Annotated in this window: 19 protein-coding genes; all 19 read left to right on the top strand. The window is 41.3% G+C overall.

The features are described from left to right. Window positions 1–61 precede the first annotated feature (61 nt). The 19 genes from RT445_RS17645 to RT445_RS17735 all read left to right on the top strand — a co-directional run bounded on the left by RT445_RS17645 (window position 62) and on the right by RT445_RS17735 (window position 17425). Window positions 62–1195 (top strand): cobalt-precorrin-5B (C(1))-methyltransferase, encoded by a 1134-nt coding sequence (locus RT445_RS17645; RefSeq protein ID WP_274793562.1) that lies wholly within the window; start codon window positions 62–64, stop codon window positions 1193–1195. Next, window positions 1152–2372 carry a precorrin-6y C5,15-methyltransferase (decarboxylating) subunit CbiE gene (gene cbiE, locus RT445_RS17650; protein ID WP_274793561.1) on the top strand — a complete coding sequence of 407 codons (1221 nt, stop codon included), beginning with the start codon at window positions 1152–1154 and terminating at the stop codon, window positions 2370–2372. The genes RT445_RS17645 and cbiE overlap by 44 nt, the downstream gene beginning before the upstream one ends. After that, window positions 2365–3072 (top strand): precorrin-2 C(20)-methyltransferase, encoded by a 708-nt coding sequence (gene cobI, locus RT445_RS17655; RefSeq protein ID WP_274793560.1) that lies wholly within the window; start codon window positions 2365–2367, stop codon window positions 3070–3072. The genes cbiE and cobI overlap by 8 nt, the downstream gene beginning before the upstream one ends. Further along, window positions 3072–3857 carry a precorrin-4 C(11)-methyltransferase gene (gene cobM / locus RT445_RS17660; RefSeq protein WP_274793559.1) on the top strand — a complete coding sequence of 262 codons (786 nt, stop codon included), beginning with the start codon at window positions 3072–3074 and terminating at the stop codon, window positions 3855–3857. Before cobI ends, cobM begins: the two co-directional genes overlap by 1 nt. Continuing rightward, window positions 3850–4971, top strand: coding sequence for a cobalt-precorrin 5A hydrolase (locus RT445_RS17665; RefSeq protein WP_274793558.1), 1122 nt, complete (start codon window positions 3850–3852; stop codon window positions 4969–4971). The genes cobM and RT445_RS17665 overlap by 8 nt, the downstream gene beginning before the upstream one ends. A gap of 11 nt (window positions 4972–4982) precedes the next feature. Next, window positions 4983–6350: a cobyrinic acid a,c-diamide synthase CobB gene (locus RT445_RS17670; protein WP_274793557.1), complete on the top strand. Its 1368-nt coding sequence runs from the start codon at window positions 4983–4985 to the stop codon at window positions 6348–6350. After that, complete coding sequence (locus RT445_RS17675; RefSeq protein WP_274797346.1) at window positions 6343–6981, top strand: precorrin-2 dehydrogenase/sirohydrochlorin ferrochelatase family protein; 639 nt, start codon at window positions 6343–6345, stop codon at window positions 6979–6981. Before RT445_RS17670 ends, RT445_RS17675 begins: the two co-directional genes overlap by 8 nt. After that, complete coding sequence (gene cobA, locus RT445_RS17680) at window positions 6978–7745, top strand: uroporphyrinogen-III C-methyltransferase (protein WP_274793556.1); 768 nt, start codon at window positions 6978–6980, stop codon at window positions 7743–7745. Before RT445_RS17675 ends, cobA begins: the two co-directional genes overlap by 4 nt. A 33-nt stretch (window positions 7746–7778) precedes the next feature. Continuing rightward, complete coding sequence (locus RT445_RS17685) at window positions 7779–8339, top strand: nitroreductase family protein (RefSeq protein ID WP_274793555.1); 561 nt, start codon at window positions 7779–7781, stop codon at window positions 8337–8339. A 13-nt stretch (window positions 8340–8352) separates the two neighbouring features. Beyond that, window positions 8353–8889 (top strand): cob(I)yrinic acid a,c-diamide adenosyltransferase, encoded by a 537-nt coding sequence (locus tag RT445_RS17690; protein WP_274793554.1) that lies wholly within the window; start codon window positions 8353–8355, stop codon window positions 8887–8889. Window positions 8890–9198: 309 nt separating this feature from the next. Next, a complete protein-coding gene (locus tag RT445_RS17695; RefSeq protein WP_274793553.1) occupies window positions 9199–10698 on the top strand; it encodes a cobyric acid synthase in 1500 nt (499 codons plus the stop codon). Next, window positions 10695–11531: a class I SAM-dependent methyltransferase gene (locus RT445_RS17700; protein WP_274793552.1), complete on the top strand. Its 837-nt coding sequence runs from the start codon at window positions 10695–10697 to the stop codon at window positions 11529–11531. Before RT445_RS17695 ends, RT445_RS17700 begins: the two co-directional genes overlap by 4 nt. A 97-nt stretch (window positions 11532–11628) precedes the next feature. Then, entirely contained in the window at window positions 11629–12561 is a 933-nt protein-coding gene (gene rnz, locus RT445_RS17705; RefSeq protein WP_274793551.1) for a ribonuclease Z, read from the top strand. A 214-nt stretch (window positions 12562–12775) separates the two neighbouring features. Continuing rightward, entirely contained in the window at window positions 12776–13006 is a 231-nt protein-coding gene (locus RT445_RS17710) for an acyl-phosphate glycerol 3-phosphate acyltransferase (protein WP_274793550.1), read from the top strand. 111 nt (window positions 13007–13117) lie between these two features. Then, a complete protein-coding gene (locus RT445_RS17715; RefSeq protein WP_274793549.1) occupies window positions 13118–13699 on the top strand; it encodes a TetR/AcrR family transcriptional regulator in 582 nt (193 codons plus the stop codon). An 80-nt stretch (window positions 13700–13779) separates the two neighbouring features. Then, window positions 13780–15159 carry an MDR family MFS transporter gene (locus RT445_RS17720; RefSeq protein WP_274793547.1) on the top strand — a complete coding sequence of 460 codons (1380 nt, stop codon included), beginning with the start codon at window positions 13780–13782 and terminating at the stop codon, window positions 15157–15159. A 105-nt stretch (window positions 15160–15264) separates the two neighbouring features. Beyond that, window positions 15265–15885, top strand: a complete 621-nt coding sequence (cdaS, locus tag RT445_RS17725) for a sporulation-specific diadenylate cyclase CdaS (RefSeq protein ID WP_312507263.1) — start codon at window positions 15265–15267, stop codon at window positions 15883–15885. A 97-nt stretch (window positions 15886–15982) separates the two neighbouring features. Further along, the gene (locus tag RT445_RS17730; RefSeq protein WP_274793545.1) at window positions 15983–16426 is read left to right on the top strand and encodes a MarR family winged helix-turn-helix transcriptional regulator; all 444 of its coding nucleotides are present in this window, start codon (window positions 15983–15985) and stop codon (window positions 16424–16426) included. Window positions 16427–16483: 57 nt separating this feature from the next. Further along, window positions 16484–17425, top strand: coding sequence for a ring-cleaving dioxygenase (locus RT445_RS17735; protein ID WP_274793544.1), 942 nt, complete (start codon window positions 16484–16486; stop codon window positions 17423–17425). Window positions 17426–17444 lie beyond the last annotated feature (19 nt).

A 17444-nucleotide genomic window follows, 5' to 3' on the forward strand; every position in this document is an offset into this window, starting at 1 on the left:
CAGTGACGGTTGCCGCATTAAACGCCATCTCACTCTTAGCGGATGAGCAGGCGAAAAAATAATGGAGCGGAAGCCCAAAAAGGATCCCAAGGACATGCGTCACGGTTATACGACGGGAGCCTGTGCGACGGCAGTATCAAAGGCAGCATTACTGGCCCTTATTACGAAGGAAGAACAAGAGACAAGTACCATTCATTTACCTATTGGTCGGGATGCAACCTTTACCATTGAAAAATGCACCTTTGAGGAAAATGCAGTGAGCTGTGAAACGATTAAAGATGCTGGCGATGACCCTGATGCCACACATCAGGCACTCATCGTTGGCACAGTAAGCTGGGCAGATACACCAGGCATCCATTTAGATGGAGGAATTGGTGTCGGGCGTGTAACAAAGCCAGGCTTGCCAGTAGCTGTCGGCGAGGCAGCCATTAACCCTGTACCACGTAAAATGATTGTTAGTACTGTCCAAGGTGTTCTGGACGAATTTCACATTACAAGAGGCGTGAATGTGGTGATTTCTGTACCGAAGGGAGAGGAGATTGCTAAAAAGACGTTAAATGGACGACTCGGTATACTTGGGGGCATCTCGATCTTAGGCACAAGGGGAACCGTCGTGCCTTTTTCAAGTTCAGCCTATATGGCAAGTATTGTTCAAGCCATTAGCGTTGCCAAAGAGGCAGGCTGTGAGCATGTCGTGGTAACAACAGGTGGTCGCAGTGAAAAATTTGCGATGAAACAATATCCTCATTTACCAGAAGAGGCCTTTATTGAAATGGGTGATTTTGTCGGCTTTACATTAAAACATTGTAAGCGACTCGGCATCAAACAAGTTTCTCTTGTTGGCATGATGGGAAAATTCTCGAAGGTGGCACAAGGCGTGATGATGGTGCATTCCAAAAGTGCACCCATTGACTTTAATTTTTTAGCGCAACTGGCAGTAGATATAGGAGCAAATGAAGAAACAATAGCACAAGTACGTGAAGCCAACACAGCGTCACAAGTAGGAGAAATAATGATGGACAAGGGCTATGATGCATTTTTCCATCATTTATGTGAGGCTTGCTGCTACTCATCCATCCGTCATATAAAGGGTGGTTTAACGCTTTCTACATCGATCTATTCGATGCAGGGACAATTATTAGGAAGGGCTGATGACATTGCATCGATCGATGAAATTGATTGGGATCGGGGATAACGGATTAGCAAGCTTATACCCTCAATATCTGCAGTTGATTGAAAACTGTGAGGTACTGGTTGGGGGTGAACGTGTCCTTGAATTTTTCCCAGACTTTGCAGGTGAAAAAATCACCATCAAAGGAGGACTTTCAACACTTGTTGAGAGATTGTCAGAAGAAACTAGAAATACAGTCATCCTGGCCTCTGGCGATCCATTATTTTATGGTATTGGGAGCTATCTTGCGAAAAAGCTTGACATAGAGATTTACCCTTATATGAGCTCCCTCCAGCTTGCTTTTGCGAAGATGGGAGAAAGCTGGCAGGATGCTTATGTAACGAGTATTCATGGTCGACCAATGAAAGGCTTGGCACAAAAGATTGATGGGAAAAAGAAAGTAGCGCTTTTAACAGATGCAGAAAATAGTCCAAATGCCCTTGCTCGTTATTTAAAGCATTTTGGTATGACGGAATACCGTGCGTTTGTAGCAGAAAACTTACAGGGTGTTCATGAAAAATACGGCTGGTACTCGCTTGATGAAATGGAAGTCGGTCATTTTTCTCCGTTGAACGTCGTGATTTTAAAGCAAACAATGGAACCAAAATGCTATACACTCGGGATAGATGATGAGGAGTTTTCACAACGAAAGCCAGATAAGGGGCTTATTACGAAAAAAGAAATTCGTGTTTTAAGTTTACAAGCGATGCAGCTTCAAAAGGATAGTGTTATTTGGGATATCGGCACGTGTACGGGTTCTATGGCTATTGAGGCAGGTAAACTGGCTCCAGAGGGACAAGTATTTGCAGTAGAAAAAAATGCACCTGATTTAGAAAACTGTCTTCAAAATCAGCAAAAGTTTCGAGTCGATATAACGGCTATTCATAGTAAAGCACCACAAGGACTAGACAACTTTCCTGACCCTGATGCCATTTTCATTGGTGGCACTGGTGGGGAAATGGTTGAGTTACTGCAATTATGCTGTCAGCGTTTAAAGCCAAATGGGCGCATTGTGTTAAATGCAGCGACAATTGAAAATTTATATAAAGCCGTTGAGGCATTTAAGGCTTGTGGTTTTGCGGTTGACATTTTACAGGCTCAGCTTGCACGCAGCAAACCTATTTTAGATATGACACGCTTTGTACCATTAAATCCAATATATATTATTTCGGCTTATCGAAAGGAAGAAAATCATGAGTAATCTAGGTGTTTTATATGGCTTGGGCGTCGGTCCTGGCGATCCAGAATTAATTACAGTGAAGGCATTTCGTGTGATCCAGGAATCTCCTGTTATTGCCTATCCAAAAAAGCTAAGAGGTAGTAAAAGCTATGCCCATCGTATTGTAGATGTGTATATAAACCCTGACGAAAAAGATATGCTGGGGCTTGTCTTTCCAATGACTAAAGATGAGGCTGTTCTAGAACGTGAATGGACAAAGTCTGTAGAACTAGTTTACGAAAAATTACAAGAGGGCAAGGATGTAGCCTTTGTCACAGAAGGTGATCCATTATTATATAGTACGTTCATCCATATGATGAAATTAATGCAGGAGATGCATCCGGATGTAGAAATCCGTACAGTTCCAGGGATATCCTCATTCAATGGTTCCGCATCTCGTCTAGGAATTGCGCTAGCGGATGGTGATGACCGTGTTGCAATTATCCCTGCGTATGATGATTATGAGGCAATGCGTGAAGCCATTGAAAGCCATGATGCAGTTGTCTTTATAAAAGTGGCAAAAGTAATTGATTTAATGCTTGAGGTGCTACGTGATCTAGATTTACTTGATAAAGCTTCTGTGGTGACAAAAGTAACATCAGATGAAGAAGTCATTTGGGATGTACGGGAGCTAGATGGTGTCGATTTAGAATATTTAACATTAATGGTGGTGCGTAAATAATGAATAAAATCTATATAGTCGGCGCTGGTCCAGGTGATCCAGATTTAATTACTGTTAAAGGTTTACATATGTTACAAACAGCGGACGTTGTGATGTATACAGATTCATTAGTGAGTGAAGACCTCATTGCGAAAGCGAGACCTGATGCAGAGGTCATTCGGACGGCGGGTATGCATTTAGAGGAAATGGTGGCTGTGATGGTTGATCGCGTTAATGCTGGGAAAGTAGTGGCACGTATGCATACAGGTGACCCAGCGATGTATGGTGCGATTATGGAGCAAGTGGCACTTTTAAAAAAAGAAGGCATTGGCTATGAGGTCATTCCTGGAGTCAGCTCTGTATTTGCATCGGCAGCGGCTATTGGTGCTGAGCTAACCATTCCTGATTTAACACAAACACTTATTTTAACACGTGCTGAAGGGCGTACACCTGTGCCAGAATTTGAAAAGCTTCGTGATTTAGCGAGTCATCATTGTACAATTGCTTTATTTTTAAGTGCAACGCTTACAAAGAAAATTGTCAAGGAACTACAAAGTGCTGGCTGGGCTGACGATACGCCAGTAGCGGTAATTCAACGTGCCTCATGGCCAGATCAAAAAATAGTCCGTACGACATTAGTAGAATTAGATGAAGCGATGCGTGTTAACGGTATTCGTAAGCATGCCATGATTCTAGCAGGTTGGGCGTTAGATCCGACTATTCATGATAAGGACCAATATCGCTCAAAGTTGTATGATGCAACCTTTACACATGGCTTTAGAAAAGGTGTGAAGACAAGTGATTGAGTTACAAGAGGGCGTGTTACCAGAAGTTGATCAACGCAATCCCTATGCTGTTGTGGCGATTACTAAGCACGGTGTTCAAATTGGACGTCGCCTACAGCAAACATTTGCAGCCAGTGATTTATATTACATGAGCAAATTTGAACAAGGTGATGAAGCAGAAAGGCATATTCAACTATTTACGGGCACAGTACGCTTATTATTGCCAACGCTATTTAAGCAATACAAAGGGTTGATATTAATCATTTCACTTGGTGCAGTCGTCCGAATGATTGCGCCGATTTTAAAAGATAAAAAGACAGATCCTGGTGTTGTCGTCATAGATGATCGAGGCGAAAACGTTATTAGTGTCTTATCGGGGCATCTGGGTGGGGCCAATGAGCTAACACATGAAGTGGCAGCTGCACTTGGTGCTAATCCGATCATTACAACTGCTTCTGATGTGCAAAAGACCATTCCTGTTGATTTATTTGGCGCACGTTTTGGGTGGGTATGGGATAGTGCCGACAAATTGACACCTGTTAGTGCTTCTGTCGTCAACGAGGAGCATGTGGCGATCGTGCAGGAAACAGGTGAACGTGATTGGTGGATGCGTGACACACCAATGCCAGAGCAAATTAAAATATATCCATCTACACAGGCAGCCATTGATGCCAAACCTCATGCTACCTTATTAATAACAGACCGAATTATCGAGCAAGAGGAAGAGATTCTTCTAGAAAATGGTGTTATTTATCGACCAAAATCCATTGTGCTAGGAATGGGCTGTAATCGTGGTACATCTTTAGAGGAAATTGAACAAGTAATTGATGAAACGTTGGCAGAGCTTAAACTTTCGAAAAAAAGTGTAAGAGCGTTATGTACAATTGATCTAAAGAAAGATGAGCCATGTTTCATAGATATTACAAAGAAATATGATTGGGAGTTCATCACCTATTCACCGGCCGAATTAAATGAAATCGACTTTCCATCACCTTCAGAAACGGTTTTTAAATATACAGGAGCATATGGTGTTAGTGAACCAGCGGCGATGCGCTATGCACAGGTCCAATCACTCATTCTAGAAAAGAAAAAATCAGGTAATGCTACGATTTCAGTTGCTAGATACCTATTTTAAGGAGGAAGTCCATGCAAACAAATCGTTTTGTACTGGCTGGTACGGGCAGTGGCGTAGGCAAAACGACCTTTACTATTGGTCTGATGAAAGCTCTACAAAATAAAGGGAACATTGTGCAGGGCTTCAAATGTGGTCCTGATTATATCGATCCTACCTATCATACGGCTGTAACAGGCAGGGTTTCACGTAATATTGATAGCTGGATGTTCTCGCATGAAGCAGTCCGTGATATTGTGGCACGTGCCAGTAAAGATGCCGATGTATCCATTATTGAAGGAGTGATGGGCTTTTACGACGGCAAAAGTCCATTATCAGATGCGGGTTCTGCAGCAGATATTAGTGTAGTGACAGAGAGTCCGGTTATTTTAATAGTCAATTGTGCAAGTATGGCACGTAGTGTGGCGGCTGTTGTAAAGGGCTTCCAATTGCTCTCAGATAAACCACGAATTGTAGGCGTTATTGCTAACCAAGTTGGCAGTGTGGGTCATTACGAAATCGCCAAGGCCGCTATTGAACAAGAATGTGGTATCCCTGTCATTGGCTATCTAAAGCGGGAGGAAGGGATTGATATTCCAAGTCGTCATTTAGGTTTAGTGCCAGCCATTGAAAGAGGGGAGCTCGATTCCTTTTTTGAGAAACTAGGTGACCTTATGGCTGAGACCATTGACTTAGATCAATTACTTGATTTAACAAGGGCTCCCATGCTTCAAGAATGCGGTCAGCTATTTAGAGAAGAGCCTTCACAAAATATTTGTCTCGCTGTGGCAAGAGATGCAGCCTTTAATTTTTATTATGAAGAAAATTTGGCTTTGTTACGTGCGAAGGGTGCGACATTGCAATTCTTCTCACCACTTGCCAATGAACCTGTACCAGCACAAGCTGATGGCTTATATATTGGTGGAGGCTTCCCTGAAGAATTTGCGGAGACACTTGCTAAAAATATCGCTGTGAAAAATTCGATACGTGAAGCTATCACTAAAGGTCTGCCAACATTAGCAGAATGTGGAGGCTTTATGTATTTAACAGAGGCGATTACCAATAGCCATGGTGAACGTTATGATATGGTAGGTGTCATTCCAGGAGAAGTAGCGATGCAAACAAAATTAGCAGCACTAGGCTATCGTGAAATTTTTGGTACTGCGGATAATTTCTTAATCGGTGCAGAGGAACAAGCGAAAGGACATGAATTCCATTATTCTAAATATAGTGGCTCTCTTCACACCCCTGCCTACGAAACGATTGGACGTTTTGGTAAAAAGCAAGAAGGCTATCAAAGGGGAAATTTGGTGGCTGGTTACACACATTTCCATTTTGTATCAAACCCAAAGCTAGTTGATAATTGGTTAACAGCTTGTAAGAAGGTGAAAAATGATGACTAATTATTTTCCAATTCATATCAATTTAGAATATAAAACAGTTGTGATTGTAGGTGGCGGTCATGTTGCAACACAGAAGGTAGCATCCTTGTTACCAGCAAAGGCCCATATCGTCATTGTCAGTCCTACACTCCATGACACATTACAGCCACTTGCTGAATCAGGGCAAATTACTTGGAAGCAAAAGGAATTTGAACCACGTGATTTGGATGATGCGATTCTCATTATTGCAGCAACGAATGAGACGGCTGTTAACGAAGCTGTACAAGAGGCTGCACAGCATTGGCAATTAATTAATCGAACAGATCAGCAAAGTGAAAGTGATTTCATTACGCCAGCGATTGTTCGCCGAGGTCCATTGGTATTAACTGTCTCAACATCGGGAGCAAGCCCAGCTTTAGCCCGCAAAATTAAAGCAGATTTAGAAGATCAATTTGATGAAATCTATGAAGACTATGTATGCTTCTTACAACAAGCCAGGTTAATGATTGCTGCAAAGTATGACAAGGGCCCACAAAGACGTGCGGCATTGCAAGCATTGCTAGAGCCAAACATTTTGGAATGGACACGTCATGGTGAAATCGATCAACGTGAATCATATTTACAACAATTATTGATGGGAGAAAAGCAATGAAGGATGGAATCGTATATATCGTTGGAGCAGGCCCTGGAGATCCGAAGCTCATTACTGTGTATGGCCTGGAATGTATTCAAAAGGCAGATGTCATCGCTTATGACCGTCTTGTGAATCCTACATTGCTTGATTTTGCAAAAAAGGATGCCGAGCTCGTTTATTGCGGCAAACTTCCAGGGAAGCATCATCTCATCCAAGATGAAATTAATGCATTACTTGTTGAAAAAGCACAACAAGGAAAGGTTGTCACACGCCTTAAAGGGGGCGATCCCTTTGTCTTTGGTCGAGGTGCCGAAGAAGCAGAAATACTAAAAAATCATGGTATTTCGTATGAAATCGTTCCGGGTATTACAGCAGGAATTGCGGCTCCTGCTTATGCAGGGATTCCTGTGACACATAGAGATTTTGCGACAAGCTTTGCTCTTGTGACTGGCCATGGTCGTGAAGAAAAAGGGCAAGATTTCTTAAATTGGCCTGCACTAGCAATTGGCATTGATACCGTTGCTTTTTATATGAGCGTTGGCAATATTGCCTATATTGCTCGAAAATTAATCGAGAATGGACGTAAGGCAACAACGCCTGTTGCAGTCATTGAATGGGGCACAACTGCTCAACAACGAACGATTACAGGGCAACTTGATGAGATTGCAGGCATTATTGAACGTGAAGGGTATCATAATCCTTCTATGATTGTAGTTGGCGATGTAGTCAATGTACGAGAAAAAATTCAATGGTTTGAAGAGCAGGGACTTGCCTTTTCATAATCATTTAGTTGAAGCGCAATAGGAGGAAGTAATATGACAGTCATCGAAGCATTAAAAAAGCGACGAGCAATTCGAAATTACACAACGCAGCCAGTAGAAAAGGAAAAAATTGAACAAATTTTACAGGCAGCAACTTATGCGCCAAATGACCGTATGCGTGAGCCTTGGCATTTTTATGTCATCCAAGATGAAGCCATGAAGCGCTATGAGGCAATGGCGAGTGCTTATTTACAAGAGCGTTTCCCAACAAAGCCGAATTTAGTAGAAAGCTCTTTAAAGGTTGTCCAAACAACGCCTGTAGCGATTGTCGTAACAGCAGATGTGGTAGAAGGTGATGCCGATGCAACGCAAGACAATGTCTTTGCCGTATGTAGTGCCATTATGTCCATGTGGCTGACAGCTGAAGAGCTTGGACTTGGTTTTGTCTGGCGTACACGTGGTGTCGGACTTGTTCATGATCCACGTATGCACGCATTTATTGGAGCAAGTGCTAGTCAAAAAGTAGTCGGAACAATATTTATTGGGTACCCACAAGAGCAAGAACTGAACGACAAGAAGCGCACGCCATTTGAAGAAAAGACAACTTGGCTCTAAGGAGGCTAACAGCATGGCAAGAAAAGGCTTGTTTTTAGTATATACAGGCGAAGGAAAAGGTAAAACGACAGCATCACTTGGTGTAACATTACGCGCGGTTGGCCGAGGCTTAACTGTGCGCTATTTACAGTTCATCAAATCCCCCGAACGTACTTACGGAGAGCAAATTGCCCTTCGTAAACTTGGCGTAGAGATGGAGCAGATGGGTATTGGCTTTACGTGGACAAAAACACCTGAGGAGCATCGTACTGCCTTAGCAAAGGCATGGATAAAAACGAAGGCAGCTCTGCAAGATGAGAGCATCGATTTATTGGTACTAGATGAATTAAACAATGCACTCGCGATTAGCAAGTTTCCAATCGATGATGTCCTACCATTAGCAGAAGTCATCGAGGCTATCCAGCAACGCCCATCTACCATGCACCTTGTCATCACAGGAAGAAGCGCACATCCTGCGTTACTAGCAATGGCTGATTTAGTATCGACCATCGATGCAACAAAGCACTATTATGATGAAGGTATTCCAGCAGTAAAAGGACTAGAATTTTAACAATCCGTTGGATGAAGGGAATAGCCGCGGAGTGAAGGTGAATACCCGCGAAGTGAAGGTGAATAGCCGCGAAGTGAAGGAGAATACCCGCGGAACGAAGGTGAATACCCGCGGAGTGAAGGTGAATACCCGCGGAGTGAAGGTGAATGCCCGCGGAGCGAAGGTGAATACCCGCGGAGTGAAGGTGAATGCCCGCGAAGCAAGGTGAATACCCGCGGAGTGAGGGTGAATACCCGCGAAGTGAAGGTGAATGCCCGCGGGGCCAGAGCATAAACCGCGTTACACCAATAATTACGGAGGAAAGTGACTATGCCAGCAAAATCGATCATGATTCAAGGAACCGCTTCCGATGTTGGAAAAAGTATGATATGTACGGCATTGTGTCGTATATTTTCGGATGATGGATTTCATGTAGTGCCGTTTAAATCACAAAATATGGCCCTAAATTCATTTGTAACAGCTGATGGTGGAGAAATCGGCCGTGCACAAGGGGTACAGGCCGAGGCAGCACGTGTTGTGGCGACGACTGATATGAATCCCATCCTGCTGAAACCGAAGCAAGATATGATGTCAGAGGTCATTGTCCATGGCAAGCATTTTTTAAATATGGATGCCAAAAGCTACCGCAATAATTTTGTTCAGGAAGCGATGCCGATCGTTGAAAAATCAGTACGCACACTCCAAAATACATATGATGTTATTGTGCTAGAGGGGGCAGGTAGCCCAGCAGAGATTAACTTAAAGGATCGCGATATTGCCAATATGCGTATGGCGCATTTAGCAGATGCAGCAGTAGTGCTTGTTGCTGATATTGATCGTGGTGGGGTCTTTGCCTCGATTGTTGGTACATTAGCATTGTTAGATGATGATGAACGTGCACGTGTCAAGGGACTAGTTATCAATAAATTTAGAGGCATGCGTGAATTATTAGATGATGGTTTAGCATGGGTGGAGCGTGAAACAGGCATCCCGGTTCTTGGTGTTATCCCTTATGTAGATGTCAATATTGAAGCAGAGGATTCCCTTGCTTTATCATCACTGCGCTTTAAAAAGCCAAAACGTGGCGAGTTTGCCGTAGATGTTGCGATGATTCGTTTGCCACGTATTTCAAATTTCACCGATATTGATCCATTTTTTGATGAGCCAGAAGTAGGTGTACGCTTAATTGGACATGTTAACGAGCTTGGCACACCAGATTTGCTTATACTGCCTGGTACAAAAAGTACTATGGATGATTTAGCTTGGTTAAAAGAGCAAGGCTTCGATCAAGCCATCCATCATTTACGTGAGCGCGGAACAAAAATAATCGGCATTTGCGGTGGATTTCAAATGCTTGGTGAAACATTGCTAGACCCTGAGGCGGTAGAGGGAAATGGTGAATCTGCTCATGGTCTTGGTTTATTGCCAATGGAAACGATTTTTGTAGGCAATAAAAAAACGGTACAAATGACAGGAACAAGAGGACAGGACACATTGACAGGCTATGAAATTCATCTAGGACGCACGAAAATTTTACGTGATGAAGTATCGCCGTTCTTACAGCTAGAGGATGGCAGAGAAGATGGTGCGGTTAGTCGTGATGAACAAGTGATAGGAACGTATTTCCACGGCCTGTTTCATAATCGTACATTCACTCGTCAGCTAGTTAATGAAATACGAGCAAAAAAAGGGTTAGCAGCTTTACCAAGTGATGTAAAAAGTGACGCCGAACGAAGAGAAGATGCCTATAATATGTTAGCCGAGCATGTTCGAGCCAATCTTGATATGAAAAAGATTTATGAAATTTTAGCATTAGAGGTATCTGTATGACGAGAAAAGGACCGTTAGCCATTAATTATGAGGCTTTATGGCAAGAAGGCATGAAGGACTGGCATGGTAATATGCCTGAGCGTATGGTGAATGATCAGCTAGAGGAGCAATTTTGGGCGCAGTCTGTTGCACGTAAAAAAAAGGGGCAAACAGATCCTTATGCTGCACGTATTTTTCAGGAGCTTCAGAAAAGCATTGAACCACAGCATTCTGTGTTAGAAATTGGCCCAGGCTGGGGTAATTATACATTGCCATTAGCCGAGATAGTAAACAAGCTAACATGTGTGGATAGCTCAGAAAGCATTTTACAATACTTACAACAATGCATGGCTCATCAGGAGCACGTTTCATATGTTCATGCTAAATGGGAAAGTCTAGAGAATGATGAAATGGAACAGCATGATATCGTCTTGGGTGTGAATTGCTTTTACCGCATGTATGAGATTAAATCTGCCTTACACCATATGAATCGACTAGCAAAAAAGCGTGCCATCATTGGGATGACAACAGGGCCTATACAGCCACACTACGAGCGATTATATGAAAAGTATGGCTATGAGATCAAATTCCCGCGCAGAGATTATATAGAATTTTTGAATTTACTGTATGAAATGGATATCTATGCGGATTGTCAAATTATCCCGCTGGAACGTGTCTATGAATATGAAAGCTATGAACAGCTTATAACAACGCAAAGTAAAAAAATACTAACGACGAACTTCCAGCGAGCACATGTGGAGGAATCTCTCCTCCCTTTTATTGAAGAAAAGGATGGGCGATATTATTATCGTCATGATTTTCATGCAGCACTTGTTTCATGGCAACCAAAATAAACGAGAAACCTTTGGAGAAGGCCATTCACCAAAGGTTTTTCTTATGGGGAATGATAAGGTACAATAAAATGATAAAAAAAGAAGTGAGGTGGCATATGTGCAGCTACATTTTTTAGGGACAGGCGCAGGCATGCCTTCAAAAGAACGAAATACGAGTGCATTGATGGTAAAACTGTTAGATGAAGTGAGCGAAATGTGGTTATTTGACTGTGGGGAGGCAACACAGCATCAAATCTTACACACGTCATTAAAGCCTCGGAAAGTAACAAAAATTTTCATTACACATTTACATGGGGATCATATTTTAGGATTACCTGGTTTTTTAAGCTCTCGATCCTTTCAAGGAGGAGATGAACCCCTTACGATTTTCGGACCAGCAGGGTTACAGCAATGGATTGAACAAACATTGGCCTTATCCAAAACTCATTTAACGTATCCACTTCGCTTTGTAGAAGTGCAGGAAGGGCTTATTTATGAGGATGCACACTTTACAATTCGTGCAAGAGAACTTCGTCATGTTGTTCCATGCTACGGCTACCGTATTGAACAAAAGGATTTACCGGGCGAGTTATTAATCGACAAAGCACAAGCACTCGGTGTGCCTAAAGGACCGTTGCTTGGACAATTGAAAAATGGCCAAGATATTGTGCTTGAAAACGGCAAAGTGATTCAAGCGAAGGACGTTGTGGCACCTGCAAAAAAAGGCTTCACCCTGACGATTTTAGGTGATACGAAATATTGTGAAGAGGCCATACAGTTGTCGATGGGTGCTGATATCCTGGTGCATGAAGCCACATTTGACGGCACAACAACGGATTTAGCTGCCAGCTATGGCCACGCTACAAATGTGGAGGCGGCAAAAGTCGCACAGCAAGCGGGTGCGCAGTATTTACTATTAAATCATTTAAGTGCTCGTTTTCTTCCACATGATTTACCTCAATTTTTGGCAGAAGCACAGGAAATTTTCCCTCAAACGCTCCTGACTGCTGACCAAGCCGTCTTTACATGGCAAAACAATCAATTAATTTAATGTCTAAAAAACATCTATTGCTGCTAATAGATGTTTTTTTGTGAAGAAGATAAAGATTCTTAGCCCAAAAAGCTAAAGAACAGCATGACTGACTTTATCGATCAGTTACATACGACACTAGAAAACCTCCAACTATCAGCAGATACCTATATAGGAAAAATATAGTAGGATAAATAGCTTGTTTCACGTATAATTGAAAAAGGGGTGTGGTGAAATGAATCAACAAAAGATGCCACCAGCACTATTACGATTAATCGTTATTTTTCCAAATGTGCTGAGCTATTTATTACTATTCGGTTTAATTATTTTTGTCATGACCAATTATGAAACATTAAAAGCGACGAACAACCTAACCGTTTGGATTATTTTTATTGTTGTACTAGCACCAGCTGCGACATACACGACTTTCAGTATCGTCAAGAAAATTCGAGCGGGACATATGTAAGTGTATTACGTGTTATCACTAGATTTTTTTCTAGGGTAACACTTTTTTTGACAAGTTGTGCTCAATCGACTATATTTTTGTTAGTTACAACTAACATTTGGGGGAGTTAGAATGAAAAAAGATACAAAAGATAAAATTCTTGCTGCTGCCACAACCTTAATGACGGAAAGGGGCTACTCGAATGTGTCGGTGAAAGATATTGCCTCAACTGCTGGTGTTAGCGAAATGACTGTTTTCCGTCATTATGAAACAAAATTGGGTATCCTACAAGCAGTGCTACATCATCATTCTTATATCCCATACTTTGAGCATTTATTTGCGCAAGAGTTATCAGGGGACCTTGCTAATGACTTACAGCAGATTGCCAATACATATCTAGCTTTTATGGAGAAAAATAAACCTATTTTTCTTATTACAACCCAAGATAGAAGTTTGCTACCTGGATTAATGGATACCATTTCGGATAACCAAACGAAGCAATTGCTCCAATTATTAGCTGCTTATTTCCAATCTCAAATCGAACAAGGAAGGATGAAGGAAATAGATACAAAAGGACAGGCTATTGTTTTTTTAACAAGCCTTTTTGGATTTTTTGTATCAAATGCATTATGGGATTATCATTTCTTAAAAGATCAAAGGGATACTTTTGTTCATAATTTAATAACTAATTTTGTGAGTGGAGTTATTGTATAACTTTCACTCACACAACTTTACTATATTTTTTTAAAACAAAATGTTAGTTAGTACTAACATACATAGAAGAGGGGGTTTATATGAATAGAAAAAGAAATTTAATAGTAGCTATTTTACTAGCTGCTGCATTTGTGTCTATTCTCAATCAGACATTATTACTTATTGCTATGCCACCAATAATGGAAGATTTCAAGATAGATGCCAATTTAGCACAATGGCTCACAACTGTGTATTTATTAACAAATGGCATTCTTATCCCGATTACAGCTTTTCTAATCGGTCGTTTCTCGAATCGTTTACTGTTAATAGTTGCCCTCACTTTATTTAGTGTCGGAACTTTTTTAGGCGCATTTGCACCATCTTTTACAGTTTTACTTTTAGCACGAATCATTCAAGCGGCTGGTGCAGGTGTTATTATGCCTTTAATGCAAACGGTATTATTAACGTTGTATCCGAAAGAAAAAAGAGGTTCTATTATGGGATTGGCAGGTCTTGTTACAGGTTTTGCACCGGCAATAGGCCCAACTTTATCAGGATGGATTTTAGAGCAGCTTACATGGAGACATTTATTTTTTACGGTATTACCTGTTTCGGTCATTGTATTGACAGTGGCCACAATTTTTATGAAAAATGTAACGACTAAAAAAGAGCGGCAGTTAGATAGTCTATCAATTGTCTATTCTTCGTTAGGTTGGGGTGGCCTATTATATGGATTCAGTATAGCTGGAGCGGTTGGATTCAAATCGATGCAAGTATTTGTACCGCTAGTAATTGGTGGGATTATGCTTCTTCTATTTATTAGACGTCAGCTTCAATTACCCAAACCGATGCTTGAATTTCGTGTATTTCAATCAAAGATCTTTTCCATTACAACTTTTTTATCGGGTTTGGTTTATGCGCTCATGATCGGCATTCAAATATTATTAACCTTTTATATTCAAAATGTACGTCAACTTTCGGCATTGGAAACAGGGCTGGTGTTATTGATAGGTGCCCTTGTAATGGGCTTTATGTCTCCAGTGACCGGTAAAATTTTTGATAAGGTTGGAGGAAAAGGCTTGGCACTTGTAGGCTTTACAAGCATTTTACTTGGCTCAAGTTTTTTAATGTGGGTATCAATGCATACAAAACTCTGGCTCATTGCAGGGACATTTACAATCATTTCTTTTGGTATATCAATGATCATGATGCCACTTACAACTGCAGGCATGAACGCTTTACCTACCCATTTGATGGCACATGCGACAGCAGTTAATAGCACGCTGCGTATGGTTGGGGGAGCATTGGTAACAGCATTGCTGGTAACAATCATGAGTACCGTGTCAACATTACAACAGCCAATGGATGCAGCTAACGCCTTGTTAAATGGAATCCGTGCGTCTTTCTTTGTGACAACATTATTGAGTGCCATAGGGTTACTATTATCTTTCTACTTAAGTAAAGAAAACAAGGCTGAATAACCATTACGCTTGTTTCATTCAAATGCACTGCGCATAAAAATAGCCCACCTAGAGAAACTAAGGCAAGAAGAGACTTCGCAGTTATAGAAAAGAGAGGTGCTTTTTGTGAATCCAATCAATTGTGATTTTTCACCGATGAAAGAAACATTAAAGGATGAGCTTCTCCAAGTAATTTTGTCCTTGCAGCAAAGTGTTGAAGAAATGGATACAAATACGAATTGTCTTCTCGGCAATTTTGAAAAAATTAAAGAGAGATTTATGACAATTGAAATGAAGGCGGCTACGTTTTATTTAAATTGTTATCTTTCCCCGTTTACAGAAAAGTATCCGGAATTGTCGCATAGTGTGCAAAATATGTCATTGAGAAGGCATGGTGGTTTAATTGTAATTCAGCGACAAGATGCTTTAGAGGCTTTCATTCAGCCTGGTATTCATATCGGTGCAGATTTAACTCATTCCTTATTAGAATCTATTTTCTTCCCGGGCAATCCGTTACATGATGGGGCAGTGTTAGTCAATCGTAATCAGATAGAGTCAGCAGCCAACGTACTGCCACTGTCAGAGCGTTACACGGGTGAAAAAAAATTAGGAACAAGACATCGAGCTGCGCTAGGATTAAGTGAGATGAGTGATGCTCTTGTAATGGTTGTTTCCGAAGAAACAGGCAAAATCTCCTTCGCCTTTCAAGGCAATCTATATCCCATTTCAACACCTGGCATCATATAGGGATATTCCCTATGAATAAATATCTCAAATTCAAGATATTTTTCTTGCTAAGTTATCACTTGCGTGGTAAAGTGATAACTGAAGGGAGGATGAAGTCGTGAGAAATCATACATTAGGCTCATTAACATGGATTCGTATGATGCGCTTTACAACCCAAAGTAATCAGCTATCGAATGAATTTTTAAAACGTTTTGATTTAACAACAGCACAATTCGATGTTCTGATTCAAATTCAAACTTATGCACCTATTACACAATCTCAATTAGCAAAGAAAGTAACGGTTACTCAAGGGGGCATGTCTCGTATGCTTGCCCGACTTGAAAAAGAGGGACTAATTGAGCGTAAGCAAAATTGGAAGACTAAAACAATTTCATTGACGGCAAAAGGGGAGCACATGATTCAAGCTGCAACCCCCAGTCAGCTTCACTTCCAGTCCTCATTTTTTGAAGAAGTGTTAACAGATGAAGAACTAAAATCTTTATATAAAGTCATGACAAAGCTTGAAAAGCATAGTCGAGAAAAAAAATTGCCACCTGTGTAATTTTTTTTGCATCGTCACTTGCTTAGTCAAGTGAAAACGAGAAGGAGGAAATTGAGGATGCACAAATTAAACGGACACCATCATATTTCGATGCTGACGAAAAATGGCAAACAAAATAATCATTTTTACACTAAAATTCTAGGGCTACGCCGTGTGAAAAAAACAGTAAATCAAGACTCACCATCTATGTATCACTTATTTTATGGTGACTTAACAGGAGCACCTGGTACTGAATTGACATTTTTCGAAATGCCGGTTGCGGGACGTACAGTGAGAGGGACGAATGCCATTACACGTATTGGCTTACTCGTACCAAGCTTTGAAAGCTTACTTTATTGGCAGGAGCGTTTTCAAGAGCTAGGAGTTGAACATAGTGGCCTCACATCGTATGCAGGTAAAGATGCGTTATTTTTTGAAGACCACGAAGGATTACGGATGGTGCTGTTAAACCATCAGGGGAAGGAAGCGCCTGCTCAATGGCAAACATGGGATGGCACAGATATACCAGAAGAACATCGCATTTTAGGGATGGGTACAATTGAAATCACTGTACGTTATTTACAACGAACAGTAAATTTACTAAAAGATTTATTTCACTATTCAGTGGTTGAAGATGATGACAAAGAAGCCATTCTGCAATCAAGTGAAGGGGAAGTGCATGGAGAAATTGTCGTCAAGGAATTAGAAGGGCCAAGCGAGAAACCTGGTAAGGGCAGTATCCATCACCTTGCATTACGTGTCTCAACCGTTGAAGAGTTACGGCAATGGGAAGATAAAATTAAGGAGCGAGGATTGGAGAGTTCAGGTGTCGTTGATCGTTATTATTTCCACAGTCTTTATTTTAGAGATCGTAACGGTATTTTATTTGAAATAGCAACAGATGGCCCAGGGTTTACAGTGGATTCCGCCATCGAGGACCTAGGAAAAGAGCTCGATCTTCCACCGTTTTTAGAACAGAAACGTGCGGATATTGAAGCGATTTTAGAACCACTTGATTAAGGAGAGAGAACATGATGGA

The organism is Lysinibacillus sp. (assembly GCF_032093475.1).
In the GTDB taxonomy this organism is placed as follows: Bacteria; Bacillota; Bacilli; order Bacillales_A; family Planococcaceae; genus Lysinibacillus; species Lysinibacillus irui.